We start from the raw sequence: 21,487 nt of genomic DNA on the forward strand, positions 1-21,487 counted from the left end.
ATAGCTGTCTTTAACACAGTAACAATCAATCAAAAAGCCAAATGAAACCTTTTTTTATTTTAATTTTCGCATTACTAGTATCTAATCAATCACTAGCCCAAGACAAAAAATCATATCAGATAAAACGTACGGAAACACCTCCAAAAATTGATGGTGTTTTAGACGATACTGCATGGAAAGATGCACAAGTTGCTACTAACTTTACAGAGTTTAGACCTGATGTTGGAGATACTGCTGCTGCAAATAAAACAACCAAAGTCAGAATGACTTATGACGATTCTGGTATTTACGTGTCAGCTTACTGCTATGACAATCCAGAGGATATTATGCGTCAATTTACGCAACGTGATAATTTTGGACAATCTGATTTTTTTGGTTTAATATTTAATCCAAATAACGACGCACAAAACAATACCGAGTTTTTTGTGTTTAGTTCAGGTACGCAAGCTGATGCTGTTGAAAGCCCAAATTATGGAGAAGATTTTGGTTGGAATGCGGTTTGGGAAAGCAGTGTCCAAATAGTAGATGACGGTTGGATTGTTGAAATTAAAATACCTTATAGAGCTTTACGTTTTACACAACAAGAAGACCCTACTTGGGGCATTCAGTTTCATAGGCATTACAGAAAAACACGCGAACAAATGACGTGGAACGCTATTGATGTTACCAAAGGAAACATTGGGTTATATAATGCCGAATTAAAAGGAATTAAAAATATTACACCTCCAACTAGATTAAGCTTTTTTCCTTACGCTTCTGGATTAGTAAGTACATTTGATGGCGAAACTGAAAGTGATTTTGCTGCTGGTTTAGATATTAAATACGGAATTACAGAAAATATAACTTTAGATGCCACTTTAATACCTGATTTTAGTCAAGCAGGTTTTGATGATGTCCAATTAAATTTAGGGCCTTTTGAACAACAATTTGCAGAACAACGTCAGTTTTTTACTGAAGGTGTAGACTTGTTTAGTAAAGGTAATTTATTTTATTCTAGACGTATTGGAGATCGTCCTTCTGGAAGATTAAACCTAAATAATGACGAATCAATAGAGGAATATCCAGAAAAAGTCCAATTACTAAATGCAGTTAAAGTCTCAGGACGTACTAAAAATGGATTAGGTATTGGTTTTTTTAATGCAATAACTAAAAAAACAGAAGTTGATATTACCAATACCTTAACTGGTCAAAAACGTAGCCAAATTGTAGAACCACTTGCTAATTACAATATCATGGTATTGGACCAGCAGTTTAATAAAAACTCTTCAGTAACCTTAATTAACACTAATGTTACTAGAGATGGAGAATTTAGAGATGCTAATGTTACAGGTTTACTATTAGATTTAGTAAATAAGAAAAACACTTATGGCGCAATAGCCGAAGTTAAAATGAGTACATTTAATGATGTTCCTAATACAGAAAATGGATATACTGCAAGAGTTGGTGTTGGTAAAAATAGTGGAAAAATAAGATATAGTTTAACCTATGATTATGCAGATGAAAACTATGACATTAATGATTTAGGTATTTTATTTAGAAACAACTACAGCAACTATAATGCAGAAGTTAGCTACCGTACGTTTGAGCCTACTAAAAACTTTAATAACACCTATTTTGGAACTTGGTTAAATTATAACCAATTATCTAATCCAAATACATTTACAGGTGCAAATACTGGTTTTAATTTTAATGGTCAGACCAAAACATTACATAACCTTGGTATTAATGGAAATTGGAATTTTGGAAAACAATATGACTATTTTGAACCACGAAACGGTTTTGATAGCTATTTTGTAACAGAAAATTATGCACAATCTAATATGTGGATTTCTAGTAACTACAATTTATTTTTTGCATTAGATGCAAATCTAGGTTATGGTCGCTTTTTTAACGATGATCGTAAAAACTTTAACAACATTTGGTTTGGACTAAATCCACGTTTTAAATTTAATGACAAATTTTTAATGGTTTTAGGGTTTGATTATGACAATTATACTGCCGACAGAGGTTATGTTAATGGTCAAGAAGTGAATGACGAAATTATTTTTGGTCAACGTGACAGAATTGATATGACTGCCAGCATATCTGGTAGTTATAACTTTAATTCGTTTAATGCTTTAACATTAAGTTTTAGAAATTATTTAAGTACTGTTACCTATGATGACAGCATGTATACCTTACAAGGTGATGGATCTTTAAACAGATCTGACATATACACAAAAAACAATATAAGTAGCGATCTAGATTTTGATCCAGACATAAATTTTAATACTTGGAATTTAGATTTAAGCTACACGTGGCAATTTGCTCCTGGTAGTCAATTAACAGCCTTATACCGAAATCAGATTTTTAATTTTTCAAACGACTCTGAAGCTGGTTTTTTTGATAGTACCTCTGATTTATTCAAACAAGAACAACGTAATACATTTTCTTTAAGAATGGTTTATTTTATAGATTACAACGACTTAAAAAAGGTGTTTCAAAGAAAAAGCTAAAACAACTTAAAGTTGTCTAATACGTTATAAAGTGGTAATTTCCAAACTTTATAAAAGACTATGATTAAAGCAAAAAATATACACAAATATTACGATGACTTACATGTACTAAAAGGTGTAGATGTACATATTAAAAAAGGTGAAATTGTATCCATAGTTGGTGCTTCTGGTGCAGGAAAAACAACATTGTTACAAATTTTAGGAACCTTAGATTTTATTGAAAATAAAACCGAAAGTCAATTAATAATAAACGGAAAAGAGATTACAGGATTGACCGAAAAACAATTGGCACAATTTAGAAATCAAAATATTGGTTTTATTTTTCAATTTCATCAGCTATTACCTGAGTTTACTGCTATTGAAAATGTATGCATACCTGCATTTATTAAAGGCACTAATACATCTGATGCCGAAAAACGTGCTAAGGAACTACTTGATTTTTTAGGATTATCACATCGCTATAACCATAAACCTAGTGAATTATCAGGTGGAGAGCAACAACGTGTCGCTGTAGCAAGAGCATTAATAAATAACCCAGAGTTAATCTTTGCAGACGAACCTTCAGGTAACTTAGATAGCGAAAGTGCAGAAAATTTACACAATCTATTTTTTAAATTACGTGATCAATTTGGACAAACCTTTGTAATTGTTACTCACAACGCAGACTTAGCTAACCTAGCAGATCGTAAATTAACCATGGTTGATGGTAAAATCGTTTAAAATATGATTATACTTTTTAACTCTGTTTTTAATTATATTAAAAATCCACGATTAAAACCTTTAAAGCATATTACTATTAAGCAAAAACTGGAGCTAGTTTTACAATGTCTGCCACTTTGCATTATGCTTGGTCTGGGATTTGGACTACTAACTATTATATTAGAAGCATTAGGTCTATACAGTTCTGACTCTCATGCCTTTAATAAATTATTAGAAGAGCAATCTAAAATAAGTATTATATTTAGTGCTGTTATATTAGCTCCTGTTATTGAAGAATTAATCTTTAGAGGACCAATGACCTTATTTAATAAAAAATATTTTAAAATAGGGTTTTACGCACTAACTATCATTTTTGGTTATGTACATATTTTTAATTTTGAAATTACGCCAGAAATAATATTATTATCTCCATTATTAATTGCACCACAATTAGCAGTAGGATCTGTTTTTGGTTATGTACGTGTGCGTTTAGGATTAGTTTACTCTATGTTATTACATGCTTGCTATAATGGTATTTTAGTGATTCCTGCTATTTTATTTATAAACTAAACGTAAATAATATAATACTGTTACAGATTATTAAAGCTAAAAATAAACGCTTAATCTTACGCAACCAATAGACTAAATTTGTATCTATAAATAAAAAAGATGTTTAAAAAAATTGGGTGGTCTATTGTATTTTTTCTTGTTATACAGGTTGTGTTATATTCTTGCTGTAAAGAAAAAACTTATAATGTTGATTTGCAACACATAAAGATTATTTACGACAACAATGAAGCACAAACCGTTACATCAGAAGATTTAATTGTTTATCTAGATTTTGTTTATAATTATGATGAAGTGGCATCTATCTTAAATTCTAATTTTAACTTTAATACTGCTTTAGCAACAACTTGTCCCAACGATATCTATAATTATAATTTTAGTTTTACAGACTTAAATATTACAGCTGATGCAGATATTAATGGTATTGAAGCTGGTCTTAGTTTAAATAGTATTATGAAGTTTTCTTATAATAATATTGATGATTTATTAGACATTAGTCAATTTTATAATCCTACAAATAATGAGGATTTTTATACACCAGAAGCACCTGAGACATTATTATTTGTATTTGATCAAGACATTCCTGCCAATACCCAATTTAAATTAACATTTACAGTTCAAACCTCTAATGAAATAACTTATACTTTTACATCCAATACCTATATAATTGAATAATTAATGAATAAAAAAGACCTAAAAGATTTTCTAGATGCCAAAGTCTATTTATATAACAAACCGGATTTTATTGATAGTGACCCAATACAAATTCCGCATTTATTTAGTAAAAAAGAAGACATAGAAATTGCTGGGTTTTTAAGTGCTACAATTGCTTGGGGAAACAGAAAAAGTATCAACAACAATGCTCATAAAATGATGCAACTTTTAGATCAAGAACCTTATGATTTTGTTGTAAATCATAAAGATTCAGATTTAGAAAAATTAGAATCTTTTGTACATCGAACGTTTAATGGTACAGATTTTATGACCTTTATTAAAGGGTTACAGCATATTTACTTAAATCATGATGGTTTAGAGTCCGTGTTTAAAAAACATGCAGAAAAGGCAAGTTTACAAAAAGCAATTCATAATTTTAAACATACTTTTTTTGAAATCCAACATTTACCACGTACACAAAAACATATTAGTGATCCTTTAAAAAACAGTGCTGCAAAACGCATCAATATGTTTTTAAGATGGATGGTTAGACCCAATAATACTAATGTAGATTTAGGGATTTGGACAAGCCTCTCTCCTGCTCAATTATCATGTCCTTTAGATGTACACTCTGGGAATGTTGCTAGAAAATTAGGATTGTTACATAGAAAACAAAATGATGGTAAAGCTTTAGCCGAATTAGATGCAAGTTTAAGATTATTAGACCCTAACGATCCGGTAAAATATGATTTTGCTTTGTTTGGTTTAGGAGTTTTTGAAAAATTTTAATCTTTTAAAACTATAATATAGTTATTTTCGTAAATAATTTTTTAAATGTATGAAGAATTAGCCCTTTATGATTAAACCCGATTTTCCCCAAAACGAAATTGAACGACTATCTGTTGTAAATAAATACAAATTATTAGACACCTTACCAGAAAGTGATTTTGACAATATAACCAGTTTGGTAGCCACTATATGTGATGTGCCAATTTCGTTAATAACACTGCTTGATACAGACCGTAATTTTTTAAAGTCTCATCATGGTTTAGACATTCAAGAATCACCTAGAGACATCTCGTTTTGTGGTCACGCTATTTTACAAAACGAAGATATTTTTGTAATTGAAGATTCTAGAAAAGACAGTAGATTTATAGGCAACCCATTAATAGATCAATTTAAAGCAATTTTTTATGCTGGTGTACCACTACGTAATAATGATGGTTTAGCTTTAGGGACTTTATGTGTATATGATCACAAACCTAAACAACTAACAGAAGTACAGAAAAAAGCACTTATAATTTTAGGAAAACAAGTCATGAACTTGTTTGATTTAAGATTAAACAATAGACTTTTAGACGAGTCTAAAAAAGAACTACTTGAAAGAAATGCAGAGCTTAGTAAATTTGCTAGTCACGTGTCTCATGATTTAAAATCACCACTAGCAAATATTATCTCTTTAACTACTTTTTTAAAAGAAGAAGAAGGAAATGTGTTTACAGAAGAATCTGTTGAATACATTAATTTTATAGAAGAATCTGCGGACTCTCTAAAAAATTATATTGACGGTATACTAATTCATTATAAATCTAACGAGCTATTAAATGAAGACAAACAAACCATTGCTTTAAATGATTTATTTGAAGAAGTAAAACGAATACATCTATTAGATGATGCACATTTTAAAAGTAATACAAGGGATAAAAATGTGTTTATTAATAAAGCAGCTGTAACTCAAATTTTAATAAATTTAGTAGACAATGCTTTAAAGTATAATAGCAGTAAGCATCCTGAAATTACACTAAACTATTCTGAAAATAAAAACTTTCATATTTTTTCTGTAACAGATAATGGTATTGGAATAGCACAAGAGCAACAAAACGAAGTGTTTAAACTGTTTAATAACAACAATCAAACAGATGTAAAAGGAAATAAAGGCACTGGAATTGGGTTATTTACTGTAAAAAACTTAGTCAAAAAGCTTAATGGAGATATTGTTTTAAAATCTGAAATTGGTAAAGGCAGCACCTTTACTTTTACCATCTCTAAATAAAAAAAGCCTAATCGAAAGATTAGGCTTTTTAATAGTCTTAATTGATTAACTAAGATTTTTTCATCTGCTTTATAAGCTTTTTAGTCAAAGTTTCTTGATCTTTATAAAGCGTCCCGCTCATTCCTAAGCATTGACCATCCTTTAATTGTAAAGATTTTTGATCCACAATGTATGTACCATCACTTTTAACAACGGTTCCGTCATTAAGTTTTAAATCTCCTTTTAATTGTACAACACCATCTGTTGTATAATGAAACACTTTACTGTCTAAAAGTATAACGTAATTAGAATCTTCAATTTGTTTAGCATCTTGAGCCATCATAGTATTGATTCCAAGAAAAACGGTAAAGGCAATAAGAATTAATTTTTTCATTTTATATATTTTTAAGTTTAGCCAAATGATTTTATAATTAGTTGTAAATCATTCTCTAAGTTAAACATTTCAACTTTTATGCCAAACTTTTTATTAAATATTTAGCCTTTTAACCAAGCTTGTCTTATTGCTTTTTGTGCCTCTGTAGCATTAACATCTTCAACTAATTTGGTTCCCGTAGTGTAAGATTGTGTTAATTTGGTTTTAATAACAATCTCTTCACCTTTTCTATCTAAAACAACATTAATATCTGTACCTGGTTGCCACATGTACATAGCAGTTAAGATTTGTTGTGCTGTAGCTAAAGTTAACTCTTTACCATCTACTGATTTTAAAACATCGCCTGGTAAAACACCATTGTCATTCCAAAAACTATTATCCTTAACAGCTTCACTAAAAGGAATAGTCATTGTAGCTCTATCTGGAGCAAAAATTAAAGTACCATCATTTTGGATGTAGTTAGTTTTAACTTTTCCAGTATCTAAACTTAATCCTACTTTTTTAAAGTAAACCGAATAATCAATTGGTGTACCACCAACAACATGCGTGTTTAAAAATTCGCCAACACTAGGGTAAGTCATTGCAGTAATTTCTTCTATTAACTTATCATCTTCAAACGGTTTGTTTTTTCCGTACTTGTTAGATAATTCTTTCATTAAAGATAAAATACCTCTATTACCATTGCTCTCTTCACGTAAAATAATATCAATACACATACCTATTAAGGCACCTTTCATGTATACGTTATAATATTGCGGTGCGTATGGCTCGTCTAAAACGTTTTCACTCATTTCAGTAAAACTCATGCTATCATTTAGGTTAGCTGCAGTTTGGATTTTACCTAAGATATCTCCATAAAACTCTTCTGAGTCTACTAAATCTTGATCAACTTGAAATAACGTTGCAAAATATTCTGTTACACCTTCATACATCCATAAATGCTTAGAAAATGTAGGTTGATTGTAATCAAAGTAGTGTACATCTTCAGAGTGCACACTTAATGGTGTTACAATATGAAAAAACTCGTGCGATACTACATCAATCATACTTTCAGCTAAAGCTTCAAAAGGCATATCTTCTCCTAAAACCACAACAGTAGACGTATGGTGTTCTAAAGCCCCAAAACCTTTAGGAGATTCTGGTTTACCCTCTGATAAGTATAAATAAATATCATAACGTGGTGTACTGTTAATATCACCTAAATACGTTTTTTGAGCTTGCATCATTTTTTGCATTACAGCTTTAATGCTTTCTGCGCTATGTACTTTATTTGGTGAATAAACACTTAATACAATTTTGATATCTCCAACCTGAAATTCTTCTACATCTAAATCTCCGTAAAACATTGGATTATCTGTAATGTCAAAATAACGTGGTGCAAAATAACTTGAAGTTGCTAATTTACCATCTTTACTTACTGTTTTACCTGTTTCTTGTAAAGCAGAGGTACGTTTAAAATCTACAGGTGCAGTAACATCTAAACTGTATTGGCTATCTTTTAAGCTATCAAAATAACCAATAAAACCATGTAAATTTAATACATAATTAGTAGGCTCTATATTTGTTCCTGCTGGAGAAAAAGGTGCTTCACCACCTATTCCACCTGTTACTTCTTGATCAAAAGTATCATTAGTATTATAAGTAATGTAATCTAATTGTGTTGCATTAGCAATAGTCCAAGTATTAGTGTCAACTTTAACGGTTGGTAATTCTTTTCCTTTATAATCAAACGCTTTAAAATCGTCTACATATTTTCCAAAATCACTTACAGAGTAAGTTCCTTGTACTACTCTTGGCAATCTATACGTTACTGTTTCTTGCGTAAAACGACCTGGATTAATTGTTACAGGTGCTTTGTCATTAATTACTTTAGACAAATCAATAGAAGTTACTATTGGCGACTGCGACGCTAATTTATCAGATGTTTTTGTACTATTACATCCAACCAATATTAGCCCTGTTGCAATAGTTGTTACTAAAAGTTTTTTCATTTTTTAAGTTTATTTGTTAATGGTCCTGCTTAGAAGACGCTCAAAAATATAATTTGTTACATAATCTTGTCACTAAGTTTTTGTTAAATTGTTAATTTTGAAATAGGCTTTATATAAATGCAATTATTATCTTTGACAAACTTTAAATTTAATGCAGTTTAAATATCCCGAACTTTTATACGCGCTTTTCTTACTGCTTATTCCTATTATTGTTCATTTATTTCAGCTTAGAAAATTTCAAAAAGAATATTTTACTAATGTTGCTGTCTTAAAGAAAATCCAATTACAAACCCGAAAAAGTGCAACCATAAAAAAATGGCTAACACTACTAACTAGACTGTTACTTTTAGCTGCTATAATAATTGCATTTGCGCAACCTTTTACCTCTAAAACAGACACGTTTAATGCAAAAAAGGAAACCGTTATTTATCTAGATAACTCGTTTAGTATGCAAGCTAAAGGAGATAAAGGCGAATTACTTAAGCGTGCTATTCAAGATTTAATTGAAACCATTCCTGAAACCGAAACATTCTCGCTAATAACCAATACACAGAGCTATAAAAACACAAGCATAAAAGCTATAAAAAACGAGCTGTTACAATTAGAATATTCTTCTAACCAATTAACCTATAATGCTGCTTTATTAAAAGCAAAACAGTCTTTATCTAATCAAACAAACACACTTAAAAACATAATATTTATATCTGATTTTCAACAAAAAAACACAGATTTTAATATTACACCAGACTCAACTTCTACTCTAAATTTAGTTAATTTAAAACCTGTAAACAACACTAATATAACCGTTGATAGTGTATATGTATCAAAACAAGATGCAAATAATTTAGAGCTTACTGTAGTCTTAAAAAACAATGATTCAGCAGTTAGTAATATTCCAGTGTCGTTGTATAATAACGATAATTTACTTTCTAAAGCCTCAGTGGACGTCAATGGTCAAGGTACTACTGTGTTTTCGTTACCAAATAATCAAATTATAAAAGGAAAAATTAGTATTGACGATACGCAATTACAATTTGATAATACCTTGTATTTTAATATAAATACACCCTCAAAAATTAATGTTTTAGCAATCAGTGATAGTAATGCTGATTATTTAAATAGAATTTTTACTGAAGACGAATTTAACTATACTTATACAAAATCCAACGCATTAGATTACAGTCTTTTTGATGCACAAAAACTAGTAATTATTAATGAAATTGAAGCGTTACCCATAAGTCTAACAACAGCCTTAAAAGCTTTTTCGGATAAAGGTGGTGCAGTAGTTTTTATCCCATCAGACCAAGGTAACCTTAAAGATTATAATACTTTTTTACAGCGTTTTAATACGACACCTTTTAATCCAATACTGACTTCACAAAAGCGTATTACAACCATAAATTATAGTCATCCTTTATATGCTAATGGTGTCTTTGAAAAGCGTGTAGATAATTTTCAATATCCAAAAGTAGAGCGTTACTTTCCTCAAAATAATTTACAAGCTTCAAGTATTTTACAATTTGAAGATAACAAATCATTTTTATCTCAAAAAGGCAATTTATTTGTGTTCTCTGCTCCAATAAACGACACTAATTCTAATTTTAAAAATATCAATTTAATTGTACCAACGTTTTACAACATTGCTAAACAAAGTTTAAATACTGCAACCTTATATTTTACCATTGGACAAAATAATAATTACGATGTCGCAATCAATTTACAACAAGACGCTGTATTAACTTTGGTTAAAGGCGACAACAAAATCATACCAGAACAAAACTATTTTAATAACAAAGTAGTTATTAAAACTAGTGATTTACCAGAACAAGCAGGCATCTACGATTTAAAAAACAAAACCGAAATCATTCAAAACATAAGTTATAATTACGACAGGTCAGAAAGTGATTTAACATATATAAACCTAGATAATTACAAACACATAACCATTAGCGACTCAATAGCTAGTATTTTTGATACAATAAATAACGACACTAAATTTAACGAACTATGGAAATGGTTTGTAATTTTGGCATTAGGTCTATTAATTTTAGAAATGCTCATCTTAAAATATTTTAAATGAACGTCTTAATAAAAACAGCAACAATAATTGATTCCGCAAGCCCTTTTCATAATAAGGTTTGTGACGTATTAATCGAAAAAGGTAAGATTAGTAAAATTGCTTCAAGCATTGATAATACTAACAATTATAAAACCATTAATTTAGATAACTTACACCTATCTCAAGGTTGGTTTGATAGTAGTATTTGTTTTGGAGAACCAGGATTTGAAGATCGCGAAACTATTGAAAATGGACTAAAAACAGCAGCTAAATCAGGATTTACAAGTATTGCATTACAAGCAAACACTAATCCAATAATTGATACTAATGCTAATATTGCATTTGTACTGTCTAAAGCTCAAAACCATGCTGTTAAACTATTACCTATTGGCGCTTTAACTAAAAACAGTGACAGTGTAGACTTAGCTGAGCTTTTTGATATGAAAAACGCAGGAGCTGTTGCCTTTTCGGATTATAAAAAGCCAATAACTAATCCTAATCTTTTAAAAATAGCCCTACAATATGCAAGTAATTTTGATGGATTAGTATGTTCTTTCCCTTTAGAAACAAGAATTTCTGGAAAAGGAATTGTAAACGAGGAACTAACCAGTACATCACTAGGCTTAAAAGGTAGTCCAAATCTAGCCGAAGCTATGCAAGTTGCTAGAGACTTATTTTTGTTAGAATATGCTGGTGGAAAATTACATATACCCACAATTTCAACAGCAGAAAGTGTAGCATTAATCAGAGAAGCTAAACAAAAAAAGCTAGACGTGACCTGCAGTGTAGCCATCCACAATTTATGTTTAACAGATGCTGTTTTGGAAGAGTTTGACACTAACTATAAAGTAAATCCTCCACTAAGGATACAAAAAGATATAGAGGCTTTAATTGAAGGTTTAAAAGATGGTACGATAGATATGGTTACAAGCGATCATAATCCAATGACCATTGAAGATAAAAAAGTAGAATTTGATCATGCATCATTTGGTACCATAGGATTAGAAAGTGCTTTTGGTGCTTTAAACACCTTATTTACTACAAAAAAAACCATTCAATTACTAACAAAAGGCAAAAGTAGATTTGGACAAAGTAACACTAGTATTGAAGAAGGACAAATGGCTAATTTAACCCTTTTTAATCCAGATATAAAATACGCTTTCGCGGAAACAGATATTGTTTCAAAATCTAAAAATAGTGCTTTTTTAGGACTAGAATTAAAAGGTAAAGCCTACGGAATAATTGCAAATAACAAAATAGTATTATAATACAATGAATCAACAAACAATTGAAGAAGGCAAATCATTAGCTGTTTTAAGCTACCTAACCATAATTGGTAGTGTCATAGCAATAATAATGAATGGCGAAAAGAAAAACGACTTTACAAGCTTTCATAACCGACAAGGTTTAGGCTTATGTCTACTATGGATGATTATTGGCTACTTTGTTAGTCAATTTGATAATATGCAAATCTCAATTGCTTTTTGGGTAAGTATGGGAGCACTTTTATTTTTAGGTGTTATAACTGCCATAAACGGAACAATGAAACCTATACCTTTTGTTGGACCAATTTTTCAAAAACTATTTAAAGGACTTGGCAACTAATGGAAAAATTTAACTTACATCATATAACTAGACCATCAACTTTAAAGGATAATGCGCCATTACTTATCTTGTTTCATGGTTATGGAAGTGACGAGAATGACTTGTTTAGCTTTGCAGCAGAATTACCAGAAGAGCTTTTTATAATATCTGTTAGAGCGCCTTATCCTATGCAACCCTATGGTAATGCATGGTATGCTATTAACTTTGACGCAGACCAAGGTAAATGGAGTGATAATGAGCAAGCAAAACAGTCTAGAGACCTAATAGCAACTTTTATAGATCAAGCTATAGCTAATTATCCAGTAGATAAAAACAATGTATCATTACTAGGATTTAGTCAAGGTTGTATTTTAAGTTATGCTGTTGCATTAACTTATCCTGAAAAAGTAAATAACATTATAGCTTTAAGTGGTTATGTTAATCAAGATTTATTTACAGTTAAAGATGCTTCTAACTACAAACATTTAAACTTTTATTGTTCACATGGTACTGTGGACCAAGTGATACCTGTAGATTGGGCAAGACAAGCGCCTAAATTTTTAGCTACTTTAAATATTAAGCACCAATTTAGCGAGTTTCCTGTTGGACATGGTGTGGCACCTCAAAATTTTTACGAATTTAAAGACTGGTTACAACAATTAATATAACATCAAGATATTTATCTTAAACTTAAAAAGCCCAAATTAAATTAGTATTTAATTTGGGCTTTTTTTTAGTAATCAAAATAATTTTATCTAGTATAAAGTAGATAATCTAAGACTTCAAAGTCAACTTTTTGATCTGCAGTAACAAAGTATTTTATAAGTAATTCTCCCCAATAACTACCATCAGAAAAATCTGCAATAATCCATCTATGATTTAACATCTTAATAGTATTGAACTGCATTTTTTTACCTTCAGAAGCAGCAAATGGGATTAACGGATGGTCACCATCTGCTTCATTTAATTTATATAATTCGTTTTTGATAAACGGAATCATAGCATCAGTATCCAATTTTTTATTGTAAAAGTAATCCTGAGCTTCTTGACTGTATCTTAAATCAAATAAAGTTAAATCTGATAATTCTTCGTTTTGAAGATTTAAGGAATCTTGTAAAACAACTGTTTTTTCCTTTAGCATTTCCATTCGTTTTGCACTGTCATCCAATATTTTTTTTGAATTTACATATTGAAACACCACAATTAGTGATGTAAAAATAAACAGGTACATAAAGATTTTGTTCTTCATTTTAATAAATATTTTAAATAGTAATTTCTAATTGATCGTAAGCCAAAAATACATTTTTTGGTAGCTTTTGTTGTACTTCGTCATGAAATCCTAATAGGTGACTAATATGAGTTAAATAGGCCTTTTTAGGTTTTATAATATTAATAATCTCTAAGGCTTGTTCTAAATTTAAATGCGAAATATGTTCCTTTTCTCTTAAAGCATTAATTACCAACACCTCTAAATTTTTAAGTTTATCTAATTCAGTTTTAGTAATGGTTTTAATATCTGTTAAATAAGCAAATTTGTCAAACCTAAAACCAAAAACCTGTAGTTTATAATGTAAACTATCAATAGGTATAATAGGAAGATTATTAATGGTAAATGGCTTATTTTCAATTATATTAATGGCAACAGTTGGTGCGCCAGGATATCTGTTTTCTGTAGCAAAAACATATTCAAATCTTATTTTAAGTTGCTCAATTACACGTTGATGTGCATATATTGGTAATTCGCCTTGTTTAAAGCAAAACGGTCTTATGTCATCCAAACCAGCTGTATGATCTGCATGTTCATGCGTAAATAAAAGCGCATCAATTTTTTCGGGATTAGCACGTAACATTTGTTGTCTAAAATCTGGCCCACAGTCTATTACAAACGTACTATCCTCCCATTCTACCATTACCGAAACTCGTAAACGTTTGTCTTTAGGATTGTTGCTTAAACATACTGGATGTGTGCTTCCAATTACTGGAATGCCTTGTGATGTTCCTGTGCCTAAAAATGTTACTTTCAATTGCTGACGATTTCTCACAAAAATAAGTTATTTTTTTTGTTTGATATAGTTATTTGGTACCTTTGTAAAACTTAACATCATAGGGATTTTTATATGGAAATTACGCTAAAAGGAGATAAAGAATTTGAAAATATTCCCTCTTTAAAAGACAAAGCACTTCGTATTAACTTAAACGAAAATATTTACGGTACGTTTGCCGAGATAGGTGCAGGACAAGAAACTGTACGACACTTTTTTAGAGCTGGAGGTGCGTCTGGGACTATTGCAAAAGCAATGTCTGCTTATGACAAAGATTTTAGTGATGCTATTTATGGTATTGAAAATGATAGACGCTACGTCACGGAAGCGCGTTTACGTAAAATGGTTTCTCATGAAATAAAACTTATTGAAGAGCGAATTGACCGTAAAAAAAATCCAAACAAAATGTTTTTTAGTTTTGCAAATACTGTTGCTACAATAGATTTTGCAAAAAAATATAAAGGACATGGATGGGTAGGAATTAAATACCAAATAGATCCTTCAGAAGAAGAATATAATGAGATTGTATTACACCTTCGATTTAAAGAAAACGATGCTAGATTACAGCAAGAAACCCTAGGGATTTTAGGGACTAACCTTATATATGGTGCATTTTACAAGTATAATGAACCAAGAAAATTATTACGTTATTTATATGACCATTTAGATAAAGACCAAATAGAAATTGATACTATTAATTTTTCTGGTCCAGTATTTAAAGATGTAGATAACAGATTAATGAGTTTACAACTTGTTAAAAATGGAATGACAGATGCTGTCATGTTTGCTCCTGACGGAAATAACGTTTTACCTGCTAGAGTCCTTTACAAAAAAAATATATTAGCCTTACGTGGTAGTTTTAGACCTGTAACTAAAGTAAACATTGACATGTACGAAAAGTCATTGGAGATGTTTATTAAAGAAAACAAAGTTGATGAGGACAACACGCAAGTTATTTTTGAAATTACCTTATCTAATTTAAGAGCTGAAGGTGAAATTGATGAGCAGGATTTTATGGATCGTGCAAGACTACTTTGCTCCTTAGGTCATACGGTTTTAATATCTAACTTCCAGGAATATTATAAATTAGTCGAGTACTTCTCTCAATACTCTAAGAGCAGAATGGGATTAGCAATGGGAGTTAACAACTTAGTAGACATATTTGACGAAAAATATTATAGACACTTAAGTGGTGGTATATTAGAAGCGTTTGGAAAATTATTTTTCAAAGACTTACGTGTATATCTATATCCAATGCGTGATGAAGATGGATCATTAACTACAAGCGACAACTTAAAAGTACATCCAAGAATGAAAGAATTGTATAAATTCTTTAAATACAATGGAAAAGTTGTAGATATTACAGATTACGACCCAAACACATTAAATGTATTTTCTAGAACTGTTTTACGTATGATTTGTGATGGTGAAGAAGGTTGGCAAAGCATGTTACCAGAAGGCGTTTCTAAATTAATTATGCAACAAAGTCTATTTGGTTGCGAAACTGAAGAAATACATCAGAAAAATTAATTACTATAATTTTACATAAAAAAAAGCGACTTTAATTATTTATTAAAGTCGCTTTTGCTTTGTAGTCGTAAATGTTTCTTTTTAGGGACTTACAGTTTACTTTATGTTTCATTATGTACTACATTGTAATACAATTCAAATGTTATACCAAAAATTAAAAATTGATTGTTTTTTTTATAAAAACTATATGTTTTTTTCAATTTTACCTTTTACATCTTTAAAAAAAGCTTTCATATACTTAAAGTCTTCTTCTATGTTGTCTGTTGGATAAAAAGGTTCTGACACAGTATTTTGTTTATTTCCAAAATCTAAAGTAAACATTATAATTGGTACGTTTGCTTGCTTAGCTATATAGTAGAATCCTGTTCGCCATTCGTCAACCTTACTTCTTGTTCCTTCAGGTGCCAATGTTAATCTAAACTCGTCTTTGTTTTCAAATAATTTAGCAATTGTCTGTACTTTGTTTTCTTTATTTTTTCTATCTACAGGTACACCTCCTACTGCTCTAAAGTAATACCCAAATGGCCATGTAAATAATTCTTGTTTACCAATAAAGTTAGTTTTTACTTGTGTAACCTTTCTTAATAAAATACCAATTATAAAATCTATGTTACTAGTATGAGGTGCAGAGATAATTACTGCTTTTTTTATAGTATCCTTGGAGAAGTTGGTGTTACCAACAACTTTCCATCCTAATATTTTAAAATATATAAGTTTAGCTAACCAGTACATATTACATTTTTTGGTATAACGCTTTTAGCGTGTCGTGTGTAATTGTTTTTTTCCAGTTTTTACCAATTGCATTTTCCCAAAGTGGTTCTAAACTTAAAGCAACTTTAATCATTGTATCAAAATCCTTGTCAGATAAATCTGCACAAATCCCTTGAGGTAAAGTTATATTATGTTTGGCTTTCATTTTTTTAAATTCAGCTACACCTTCTGGATAATACGCTTCAAGATGGTCAAAAACAATACAATTACCAATACCATGTTTAACTCCTAAAAGATATCCTAAACCATAACTCATAGCATGTGCAACACCAACTTGAGAGTAAGCAATACTCATACCACCATGCCAACTAGCCATCATTAATTTATCCTGAGATTCTTGTTCTGATAAATCATCACTTAAAAATATCTCTTGACATAACTCTAAAGCTTTCTCGCCATAAGTCTGACTAAATGCATTAAGGTACGTTCCGCTTAGAGACTCAATACAATGCACATAACAGTCCATTCCTGTGTAAAACCATTGGTCTTTAGGTACATCCTTAGTTAATTCTGGATCTAATAAAACTTGATCAAATGGTGTATAATCACTATTGATTCCTAATTTTCGTTCTGGTCCTGTTAATATAGTTGTTCTTGAAACTTCTGCTCCTGTACCTGATATTGTTGGAATCCCAACATGATAAACCGCTGGATTTTTAACTAAATCCCAACCTTGATAATCTTTACTTTCGCCATCATTATTTAACATAATAGCTACTGCTTTAGCGATATCTAATAAAGATCCACCTCCAATACCAATAATACCAGATGGTCGCTCTTTAAAATTTAAAATAATATCCTCAACGTATTGGTCAATCTGTTCTGTTTTGGGCTCTTCTATTGTAGATACATAAACAACCTTGTCCTGATAGGATAATGGTATTCTGGAAGTTAACCAGGCATCTCCTTTAAAAATATCATCTACAAAAAAGATAAATGGCGCACTAGTATTTAACCGCTTAGGCTCTATAATATCGCTTAATTGATTAAAACTACCTCGTCCAAAAATTACTTTGGACACCATTGGAAAATTTTTATAACTCATTGACTTTTCGTCTTAATTTGTAAATTTATTACTTATTTAAGTTTTTTTGAAACATTTCTGAAAATAATGCTAGGTGATATCCATCAACTAAGGCATGATTTACATTAATAGCAACATTCATGATTAACTTATTATCCTGTCTAACAGCTTTACTAAATGCTAATTTAGGTACAGATTCCATGTCTCCAGAAACGGGTTCTTTATGACCAGAAAAATTAAGCCAAGGTATAGCAGAACAGTGTACACAGTTTAAACCGTTAACAGGAGGAAAAAGTGAAGCACTATTTTCTATTCTATATACTTCGTTAGATAAGTTGTTTAAAAATCCTTCTAAATTTTCAGTGTAATTTATAAATGAAAATCCAAATGTCTTATCGCTTCTCATAATGGTAGCAGACGCATGTATAATATCATGTATTTGAATGGTATCTTCTACTACTCTATATTTTAAATTATCTACAGCATTAATTGCTTGCATACACGCATGAAGATATACGCCAAAAAAACTGACCTTATTATCTTTTGCATACTGGTAAGCGTTATCTACTTGAAAAGGTATAGTCACTCCAAAATAGGGATCTTTTAGCTTTGAAAAGTGTTGAAAATGTTCTTTTCTGTTCCAAGTATTTATATCTAAAGTCTTCACTAATTATTGTAATAGTTTTGGTAAGTCTAACAGACTTTTAATTGTCTTATATTGTTTTGATTGGTTGTTATTTACATCCACCTGCTCATGCAACCATGTGGTATGAAATGGTACATGAATTGCACTTGCTTTTATATTAATTAATGGTAATATGTCTGATTTTAAAGAATTACCTATCATTAAAAACTCAGATGGTTTAATATCTAAATGGTTTAATAATTTTGAATAATTTGCTTCTTTTTTATCGCTTAATACTTCAATGTGATGAAAATAATCTAATAATCCTGATTTTTCAAGTTTACGTTCTTGATCCAGTAAATCGCCTTTTGTAGCGACTATCAATTTATATTTTTTAGATAATTGTTGTAGTACTTGCTCAACGCCTTCCAGAAGCTCGACCTCTTTATTAATCATTGTTTTACCAATATCTAAAATACTAGCTATTGTTTGATTTGATACTGTATTATTGGATAATTCTAAAGCCATTTCAACCATTGACAAAACAAAGCCTTTAACACCATAGCCATACACTGGAAGATTTTTCATCTCCATTTTAAATAGTTCTTGGTCTATTTTGTTAGCAGTTTCAAATGGACTTAGTAATTTTGCAAACTCTAACTCTGCGTCTCTAAAATAGGTTTCGTTAATCCATAAAGTATCATCAGCATCAAAACCAATAACCTTTATTTGACTGTAATCTATTTCCATAATTTTTTTGCTCTTTCTAGGTCTTCTGGTGTATCAATCTCTACACCTTGTACATTGGTTTCAACCATTTTAATACGTTTACCGTATTCTAAATATCTTATACATTCTATTTTCTCTGAAGCTTCAAGGCTAAGCATTGGTAGCTTATAAAAATCTAAAATGGCTTGTTTTCTAAAAGCATATACGCCTTTATGTTTGTAATAATTAACAGATATTGTTTCGTCCCTTGGATAAGGTATAGGACTTCTTGAAAAGTATAGTGCAAAATTATTTTGGTCAACAATTACTTTAACGGTATTTGGGTTTTTAATTTCATCCCAATCTGTAATATGCACCATTAATGATGCTAAATCAACGTGTTGTTCTTTATCTTCTTTAAAAACTTGAATTAATTTTTTAAGCGATTCCACTTCTGTAAAAGGCTCGTCGCCTTGCACGTTAATAACTATATCAATATCTAAATCTTCAACAGCTTCTGCAATGCGGTCACTACCACACTCATGCTCTTTTTGGCTCATCATGACATGTCCTCCAATTTTAGAAATTTCGTCATAAATGATATCACTATCAGTCACTACGATAACGTCATCAAACAAATTTGTGTTTACTGTAGCTTCATAGGTACGCGTAATTACAGGTTTTCCGTTTAAATCTTTCATTAATTTACCAGGAAATCGCGTCGCACTGTATCGTGCAGGAATCATTGCTATTATTTTCATCTAAGAATCAAATTGGAGTATAAAAATATAATAATTTAATGGTCTTCTTCAAAAAAATCGTCTTTAAAACCTATTAAATATAATTTTTCTTTTGCTCTAGTTATAGCTGTATATAGCCATCTTAAGTAATCTTTATCAATTCCGTTGGGTAAATAAGGTTGTTCCACAAAAACGGTATTCCATTGTCCACCTTGAGATTTATGACATGTAATAGCATAAGAGAATTTAACTTGAAGTGCATTAAAGTAATTATTACCTTTAATTTTCATAAATTTTTTATAGTTACTACTTTCATCTTCATAGTCTTTTTGGACCTCTTGATATAATCTATTGGAGTCTTCGTAAGGTAAAGATGGGGTTTCTGCCTCTATGGTATCTAACATTAAAACGGTTTCAAAAGGTATCATTTTAGGATAATCCACCATTCTAACTTTTACTTCAGCAAATCTAAAACCATATAATTCTTTTATGCTAAAAATTTCAAGAACTTCAATAATATCACCATTTGCAATAAAACCAGCTTCAGAGGTTGGCTTAAGCCAAAAGTAATTGTTTTTAACAGCCATTAAAAAATCTCCTGCAGATAATTCGTTTTCATTAAATAAAATACGACTACGTATTTGTTGGTTGTATAGGTTAGCACGTTTGTTACTTCTAACTATAATACTAGTTTCTTCATATCCTAAATTACTGTAGGAGTCATTTATAGCATCCATAATCTCATAACCATCCACTAACCTAACAATATCCTTAAAAGATTTTAAATTAAATTTAAAACTGTCATGAAAACTTCCAGCAATGGTCTCTCTTAACAAGGTTGCATTTTCTAATATTCCTGAGTCTTCACCTTGTCTAACTACTTCATCCAACTCCATTTTTGTAACAGATTTGTTGTAGTTTAAACTTAAGGTGTTCTCGTCTAACGCAGGACTTAAATCTAATTTTACTGGAGGCAACTGTGCAGTATCACCTATTAATAGTAATTTACACCTATGACCTTGATAAACATATTGCATTAAGTCGTCTAATAACGAACCATTTTCGAAGAGTTTAGAATCACTAGGTGAATCTGGTATCATAGATGCCTCATCAACTATAAAAATGGTGTCTTTATGCTTATTTGGTTGTAAAACAAATTTTACGCCACCACCTTTTTCCTTTTTAGGAAAATATATCTTTTTATGGATGGTAAAGGCTTCTTTTTTAGAATAATTAGAGATAACTTTTGCTGCTCGTCCAGTTGGAGCCATTAAAACAGCACTTTTTTTTGCTTGCCATAAATTGGTCACAATCGTACCAATAATGGTAGTTTTACCAGTACCAGCATACCCTTTTAATAAAAAGACGCCATTTTCTTTATCATTTAAAATAAACTCAGAAAGTTGTAAAAGTAAAATATCTTGTTTTGACGTCGGATTAAACGGAAAATGCTGTTTTATAAGGGAATAAAATTGCGAACTGGTCATTAAATAGTGTGGATTGAAAACTTTTTATCAAATATATAAATCATTTTTACCAACAATGGTTTTTACGAATAAAAAAAAATTGTAG

General features: G+C 30.3%; 21 protein-coding genes. 11 read left to right on the top strand and 10 right to left on the bottom strand.

The features are described from left to right. Nucleotides 1-41: 41 nt before the first annotated feature. The 6 genes from M890_RS0103875 (at nucleotide 42) to M890_RS0103900 (ending at nucleotide 6,468) form a co-directional block, all read left to right on the top strand. Nucleotides 42-2,495 carry a DUF5916 domain-containing protein gene (locus tag M890_RS0103875; RefSeq protein ID WP_028282266.1) on the top strand — a complete coding sequence of 818 codons (2,454 nt, stop codon included), beginning with the start codon at nucleotides 42-44 and terminating at the stop codon, nucleotides 2,493-2,495. A gap of 60 nt (nucleotides 2,496-2,555) precedes the next feature. After that, entirely contained in the window at nucleotides 2,556-3,215 is a 660-nt protein-coding gene (locus tag M890_RS0103880; RefSeq protein WP_028282267.1) for an ABC transporter ATP-binding protein, read from the top strand. Nucleotides 3,216-3,218: 3 nt separating this feature from the next. After that, complete coding sequence (locus M890_RS0103885; RefSeq protein WP_028282268.1) at nucleotides 3,219-3,764, top strand: CPBP family intramembrane glutamic endopeptidase; 546 nt, start codon at nucleotides 3,219-3,221, stop codon at nucleotides 3,762-3,764. A 192-nt stretch (nucleotides 3,765-3,956) separates the two neighbouring features. Continuing rightward, on the top strand, nucleotides 3,957-4,436 hold the full coding sequence (locus M890_RS0103890) for a hypothetical protein (protein WP_157243252.1): 480 nt from the start codon (nucleotides 3,957-3,959) through the stop codon (nucleotides 4,434-4,436). 3 nt (nucleotides 4,437-4,439) lie between these two features. Beyond that, nucleotides 4,440-5,204 (top strand): TIGR02757 family protein, encoded by a 765-nt coding sequence (locus M890_RS0103895; protein ID WP_028282270.1) that lies wholly within the window; start codon nucleotides 4,440-4,442, stop codon nucleotides 5,202-5,204. A 67-nt stretch (nucleotides 5,205-5,271) separates the two neighbouring features. After that, entirely contained in the window at nucleotides 5,272-6,468 is a 1,197-nt protein-coding gene (locus tag M890_RS0103900; RefSeq protein ID WP_028282271.1) for a sensor histidine kinase, read from the top strand. 49 nt (nucleotides 6,469-6,517) lie between these two features. Here the strand turns inward: M890_RS0103900 and M890_RS0103905 are convergent, their stop codons facing one another. After that, the gene (locus M890_RS0103905; RefSeq protein ID WP_028282272.1) at nucleotides 6,518-6,841 is read right to left on the bottom strand and encodes a DUF6799 domain-containing protein; all 324 of its coding nucleotides are present in this window, start codon (nucleotides 6,839-6,841) and stop codon (nucleotides 6,518-6,520) included. Between the two features lie 101 nt (nucleotides 6,842-6,942). Next, nucleotides 6,943-8,832, bottom strand: a complete 1,890-nt coding sequence (locus tag M890_RS0103910) for a M61 family metallopeptidase (RefSeq protein WP_028282273.1) — start codon at nucleotides 8,830-8,832, stop codon at nucleotides 6,943-6,945. A gap of 151 nt (nucleotides 8,833-8,983) precedes the next feature. Here M890_RS0103910 and M890_RS0103915 point away from each other — a divergent pair, with 151 nt between their 5' ends. From M890_RS0103915 to M890_RS0103930, 4 genes are read left to right on the top strand one after another with little or no spacing between them, the layout of a single operon-like run. Beyond that, nucleotides 8,984-10,912, top strand: a complete 1,929-nt coding sequence (locus tag M890_RS0103915; RefSeq protein WP_028282274.1) for a vWA domain-containing protein — start codon at nucleotides 8,984-8,986, stop codon at nucleotides 10,910-10,912. Next, nucleotides 10,909-12,159: a dihydroorotase gene (locus M890_RS0103920; protein ID WP_028282275.1), complete on the top strand. Its 1,251-nt coding sequence runs from the start codon at nucleotides 10,909-10,911 to the stop codon at nucleotides 12,157-12,159. Before M890_RS0103915 ends, M890_RS0103920 begins: the two co-directional genes overlap by 4 nt. Before the next feature lie 4 nt (nucleotides 12,160-12,163). Continuing rightward, the gene (locus tag M890_RS0103925; protein WP_028282276.1) at nucleotides 12,164-12,496 is read left to right on the top strand and encodes a hypothetical protein; all 333 of its coding nucleotides are present in this window, start codon (nucleotides 12,164-12,166) and stop codon (nucleotides 12,494-12,496) included. Continuing rightward, nucleotides 12,496-13,143, top strand: coding sequence for an alpha/beta hydrolase (locus tag M890_RS0103930; RefSeq protein ID WP_028282277.1), 648 nt, complete (start codon nucleotides 12,496-12,498; stop codon nucleotides 13,141-13,143). Before M890_RS0103925 ends, M890_RS0103930 begins: the two co-directional genes overlap by 1 nt. Before the next feature lie 83 nt (nucleotides 13,144-13,226). Here the strand turns inward: M890_RS0103930 and M890_RS0103935 are convergent, their stop codons facing one another. Both M890_RS0103935 and M890_RS0103940 read right to left on the bottom strand, forming a co-directional pair. Then, nucleotides 13,227-13,724, bottom strand: a complete 498-nt coding sequence (locus tag M890_RS0103935) for a hypothetical protein (protein ID WP_028282278.1) — start codon at nucleotides 13,722-13,724, stop codon at nucleotides 13,227-13,229. A gap of 13 nt (nucleotides 13,725-13,737) precedes the next feature. After that, nucleotides 13,738-14,499, bottom strand: a complete 762-nt coding sequence (locus M890_RS0103940) for an MBL fold metallo-hydrolase (protein ID WP_028282279.1) — start codon at nucleotides 14,497-14,499, stop codon at nucleotides 13,738-13,740. 93 nt (nucleotides 14,500-14,592) lie between these two features. Between M890_RS0103940 and M890_RS0103945 the strand changes: the two genes are divergently transcribed. Continuing rightward, nucleotides 14,593-16,047, top strand: a complete 1,455-nt coding sequence (locus tag M890_RS0103945) for a hypothetical protein (protein WP_028282280.1) — start codon at nucleotides 14,593-14,595, stop codon at nucleotides 16,045-16,047. A gap of 183 nt (nucleotides 16,048-16,230) precedes the next feature. Here the strand turns inward: M890_RS0103945 and M890_RS0103950 are convergent, their stop codons facing one another. Genes M890_RS0103950 through M890_RS0103975 form a run of 6 tightly spaced genes read right to left on the bottom strand, consistent with a single transcriptional unit; the run spans nucleotide 16,231 to nucleotide 21,402 of the window. Continuing rightward, nucleotides 16,231-16,779: a 1-acyl-sn-glycerol-3-phosphate acyltransferase gene (locus M890_RS0103950; protein WP_028282281.1), complete on the bottom strand. Its 549-nt coding sequence runs from the start codon at nucleotides 16,777-16,779 to the stop codon at nucleotides 16,231-16,233. Nucleotide 16,780: 1 nt separating this feature from the next. Then, on the bottom strand, nucleotides 16,781-17,863 hold the full coding sequence (locus tag M890_RS0103955; RefSeq protein WP_036597074.1) for an iron-containing alcohol dehydrogenase family protein: 1,083 nt from the start codon (nucleotides 17,861-17,863) through the stop codon (nucleotides 16,781-16,783). Nucleotides 17,864-17,891: 28 nt separating this feature from the next. Next, nucleotides 17,892-18,509: a CatA-like O-acetyltransferase gene (locus tag M890_RS0103960; RefSeq protein WP_028282283.1), complete on the bottom strand. Its 618-nt coding sequence runs from the start codon at nucleotides 18,507-18,509 to the stop codon at nucleotides 17,892-17,894. Nucleotides 18,510-18,512: 3 nt separating this feature from the next. After that, the gene (locus M890_RS0103965) at nucleotides 18,513-19,217 is read right to left on the bottom strand and encodes an HAD family hydrolase (protein WP_028282284.1); all 705 of its coding nucleotides are present in this window, start codon (nucleotides 19,215-19,217) and stop codon (nucleotides 18,513-18,515) included. After that, nucleotides 19,208-19,936, bottom strand: coding sequence for a 3-deoxy-manno-octulosonate cytidylyltransferase (gene kdsB, locus M890_RS0103970; protein WP_036597076.1), 729 nt, complete (start codon nucleotides 19,934-19,936; stop codon nucleotides 19,208-19,210). The genes M890_RS0103965 and kdsB overlap by 10 nt, the downstream gene beginning before the upstream one ends. Before the next feature lie 35 nt (nucleotides 19,937-19,971). Then, complete coding sequence (locus tag M890_RS0103975; RefSeq protein ID WP_028282286.1) at nucleotides 19,972-21,402, bottom strand: ATP-dependent DNA helicase; 1,431 nt, start codon at nucleotides 21,400-21,402, stop codon at nucleotides 19,972-19,974. Nucleotides 21,403-21,487: the final 85 nt, after the last annotated feature.

The organism is Olleya marilimosa CAM030 (assembly GCF_000518485.1).
In the GTDB taxonomy this organism is placed as follows: Bacteria; Bacteroidota; Bacteroidia; order Flavobacteriales; family Flavobacteriaceae; genus Olleya; species Olleya marilimosa.

Bases quoted from the DNA above. Each gene is read 5' to 3' on its own strand.
- M890_RS0103875 (WP_028282266.1), top strand. From the start codon at position 42: ATGAAACCTTTTTTTATTTTAATTTTCGCATTACTAGTATCTAATCAA.
- M890_RS0103880 (WP_028282267.1), top strand. From the start codon at position 2,556: ATGATTAAAGCAAAAAATATACACAAATATTACGATGACTTACATGTA.
- M890_RS0103885 (WP_028282268.1), top strand. From the start codon at position 3,219: ATGATTATACTTTTTAACTCTGTTTTTAATTATATTAAAAATCCACGA.
- M890_RS0103895 (WP_028282270.1), top strand. From the start codon at position 4,440: ATGAATAAAAAAGACCTAAAAGATTTTCTAGATGCCAAAGTCTATTTA.
- M890_RS0103900 (WP_028282271.1), top strand. From the start codon at position 5,272: ATGATTAAACCCGATTTTCCCCAAAACGAAATTGAACGACTATCTGTT.
- M890_RS0103905 (WP_028282272.1), bottom strand. From the start codon at position 6,841: ATGAAAAAATTAATTCTTATTGCCTTTACCGTTTTTCTTGGAATCAAT.
- M890_RS0103910 (WP_028282273.1), bottom strand. From the start codon at position 8,832: ATGAAAAAACTTTTAGTAACAACTATTGCAACAGGGCTAATATTGGTT.
- M890_RS0103915 (WP_028282274.1), top strand. From the start codon at position 8,984: ATGCAGTTTAAATATCCCGAACTTTTATACGCGCTTTTCTTACTGCTT.
- M890_RS0103920 (WP_028282275.1), top strand. From the start codon at position 10,909: ATGAACGTCTTAATAAAAACAGCAACAATAATTGATTCCGCAAGCCCT.
- M890_RS0103925 (WP_028282276.1), top strand. From the start codon at position 12,164: ATGAATCAACAAACAATTGAAGAAGGCAAATCATTAGCTGTTTTAAGC.
- M890_RS0103930 (WP_028282277.1), top strand. From the start codon at position 12,496: ATGGAAAAATTTAACTTACATCATATAACTAGACCATCAACTTTAAAG.
- M890_RS0103935 (WP_028282278.1), bottom strand. From the start codon at position 13,724: ATGAAGAACAAAATCTTTATGTACCTGTTTATTTTTACATCACTAATT.
- M890_RS0103945 (WP_028282280.1), top strand. From the start codon at position 14,593: ATGGAAATTACGCTAAAAGGAGATAAAGAATTTGAAAATATTCCCTCT.
- M890_RS0103950 (WP_028282281.1), bottom strand. From the start codon at position 16,779: ATGTACTGGTTAGCTAAACTTATATATTTTAAAATATTAGGATGGAAA.
- M890_RS0103955 (WP_036597074.1), bottom strand. From the start codon at position 17,863: ATGAGTTATAAAAATTTTCCAATGGTGTCCAAAGTAATTTTTGGACGA.
- M890_RS0103965 (WP_028282284.1), bottom strand. From the start codon at position 19,217: ATGGAAATAGATTACAGTCAAATAAAGGTTATTGGTTTTGATGCTGAT.
- kdsB (WP_036597076.1), bottom strand. From the start codon at position 19,936: ATGAAAATAATAGCAATGATTCCTGCACGATACAGTGCGACGCGATTT.
- M890_RS0103975 (WP_028282286.1), bottom strand. From the start codon at position 21,402: ATGACCAGTTCGCAATTTTATTCCCTTATAAAACAGCATTTTCCGTTT.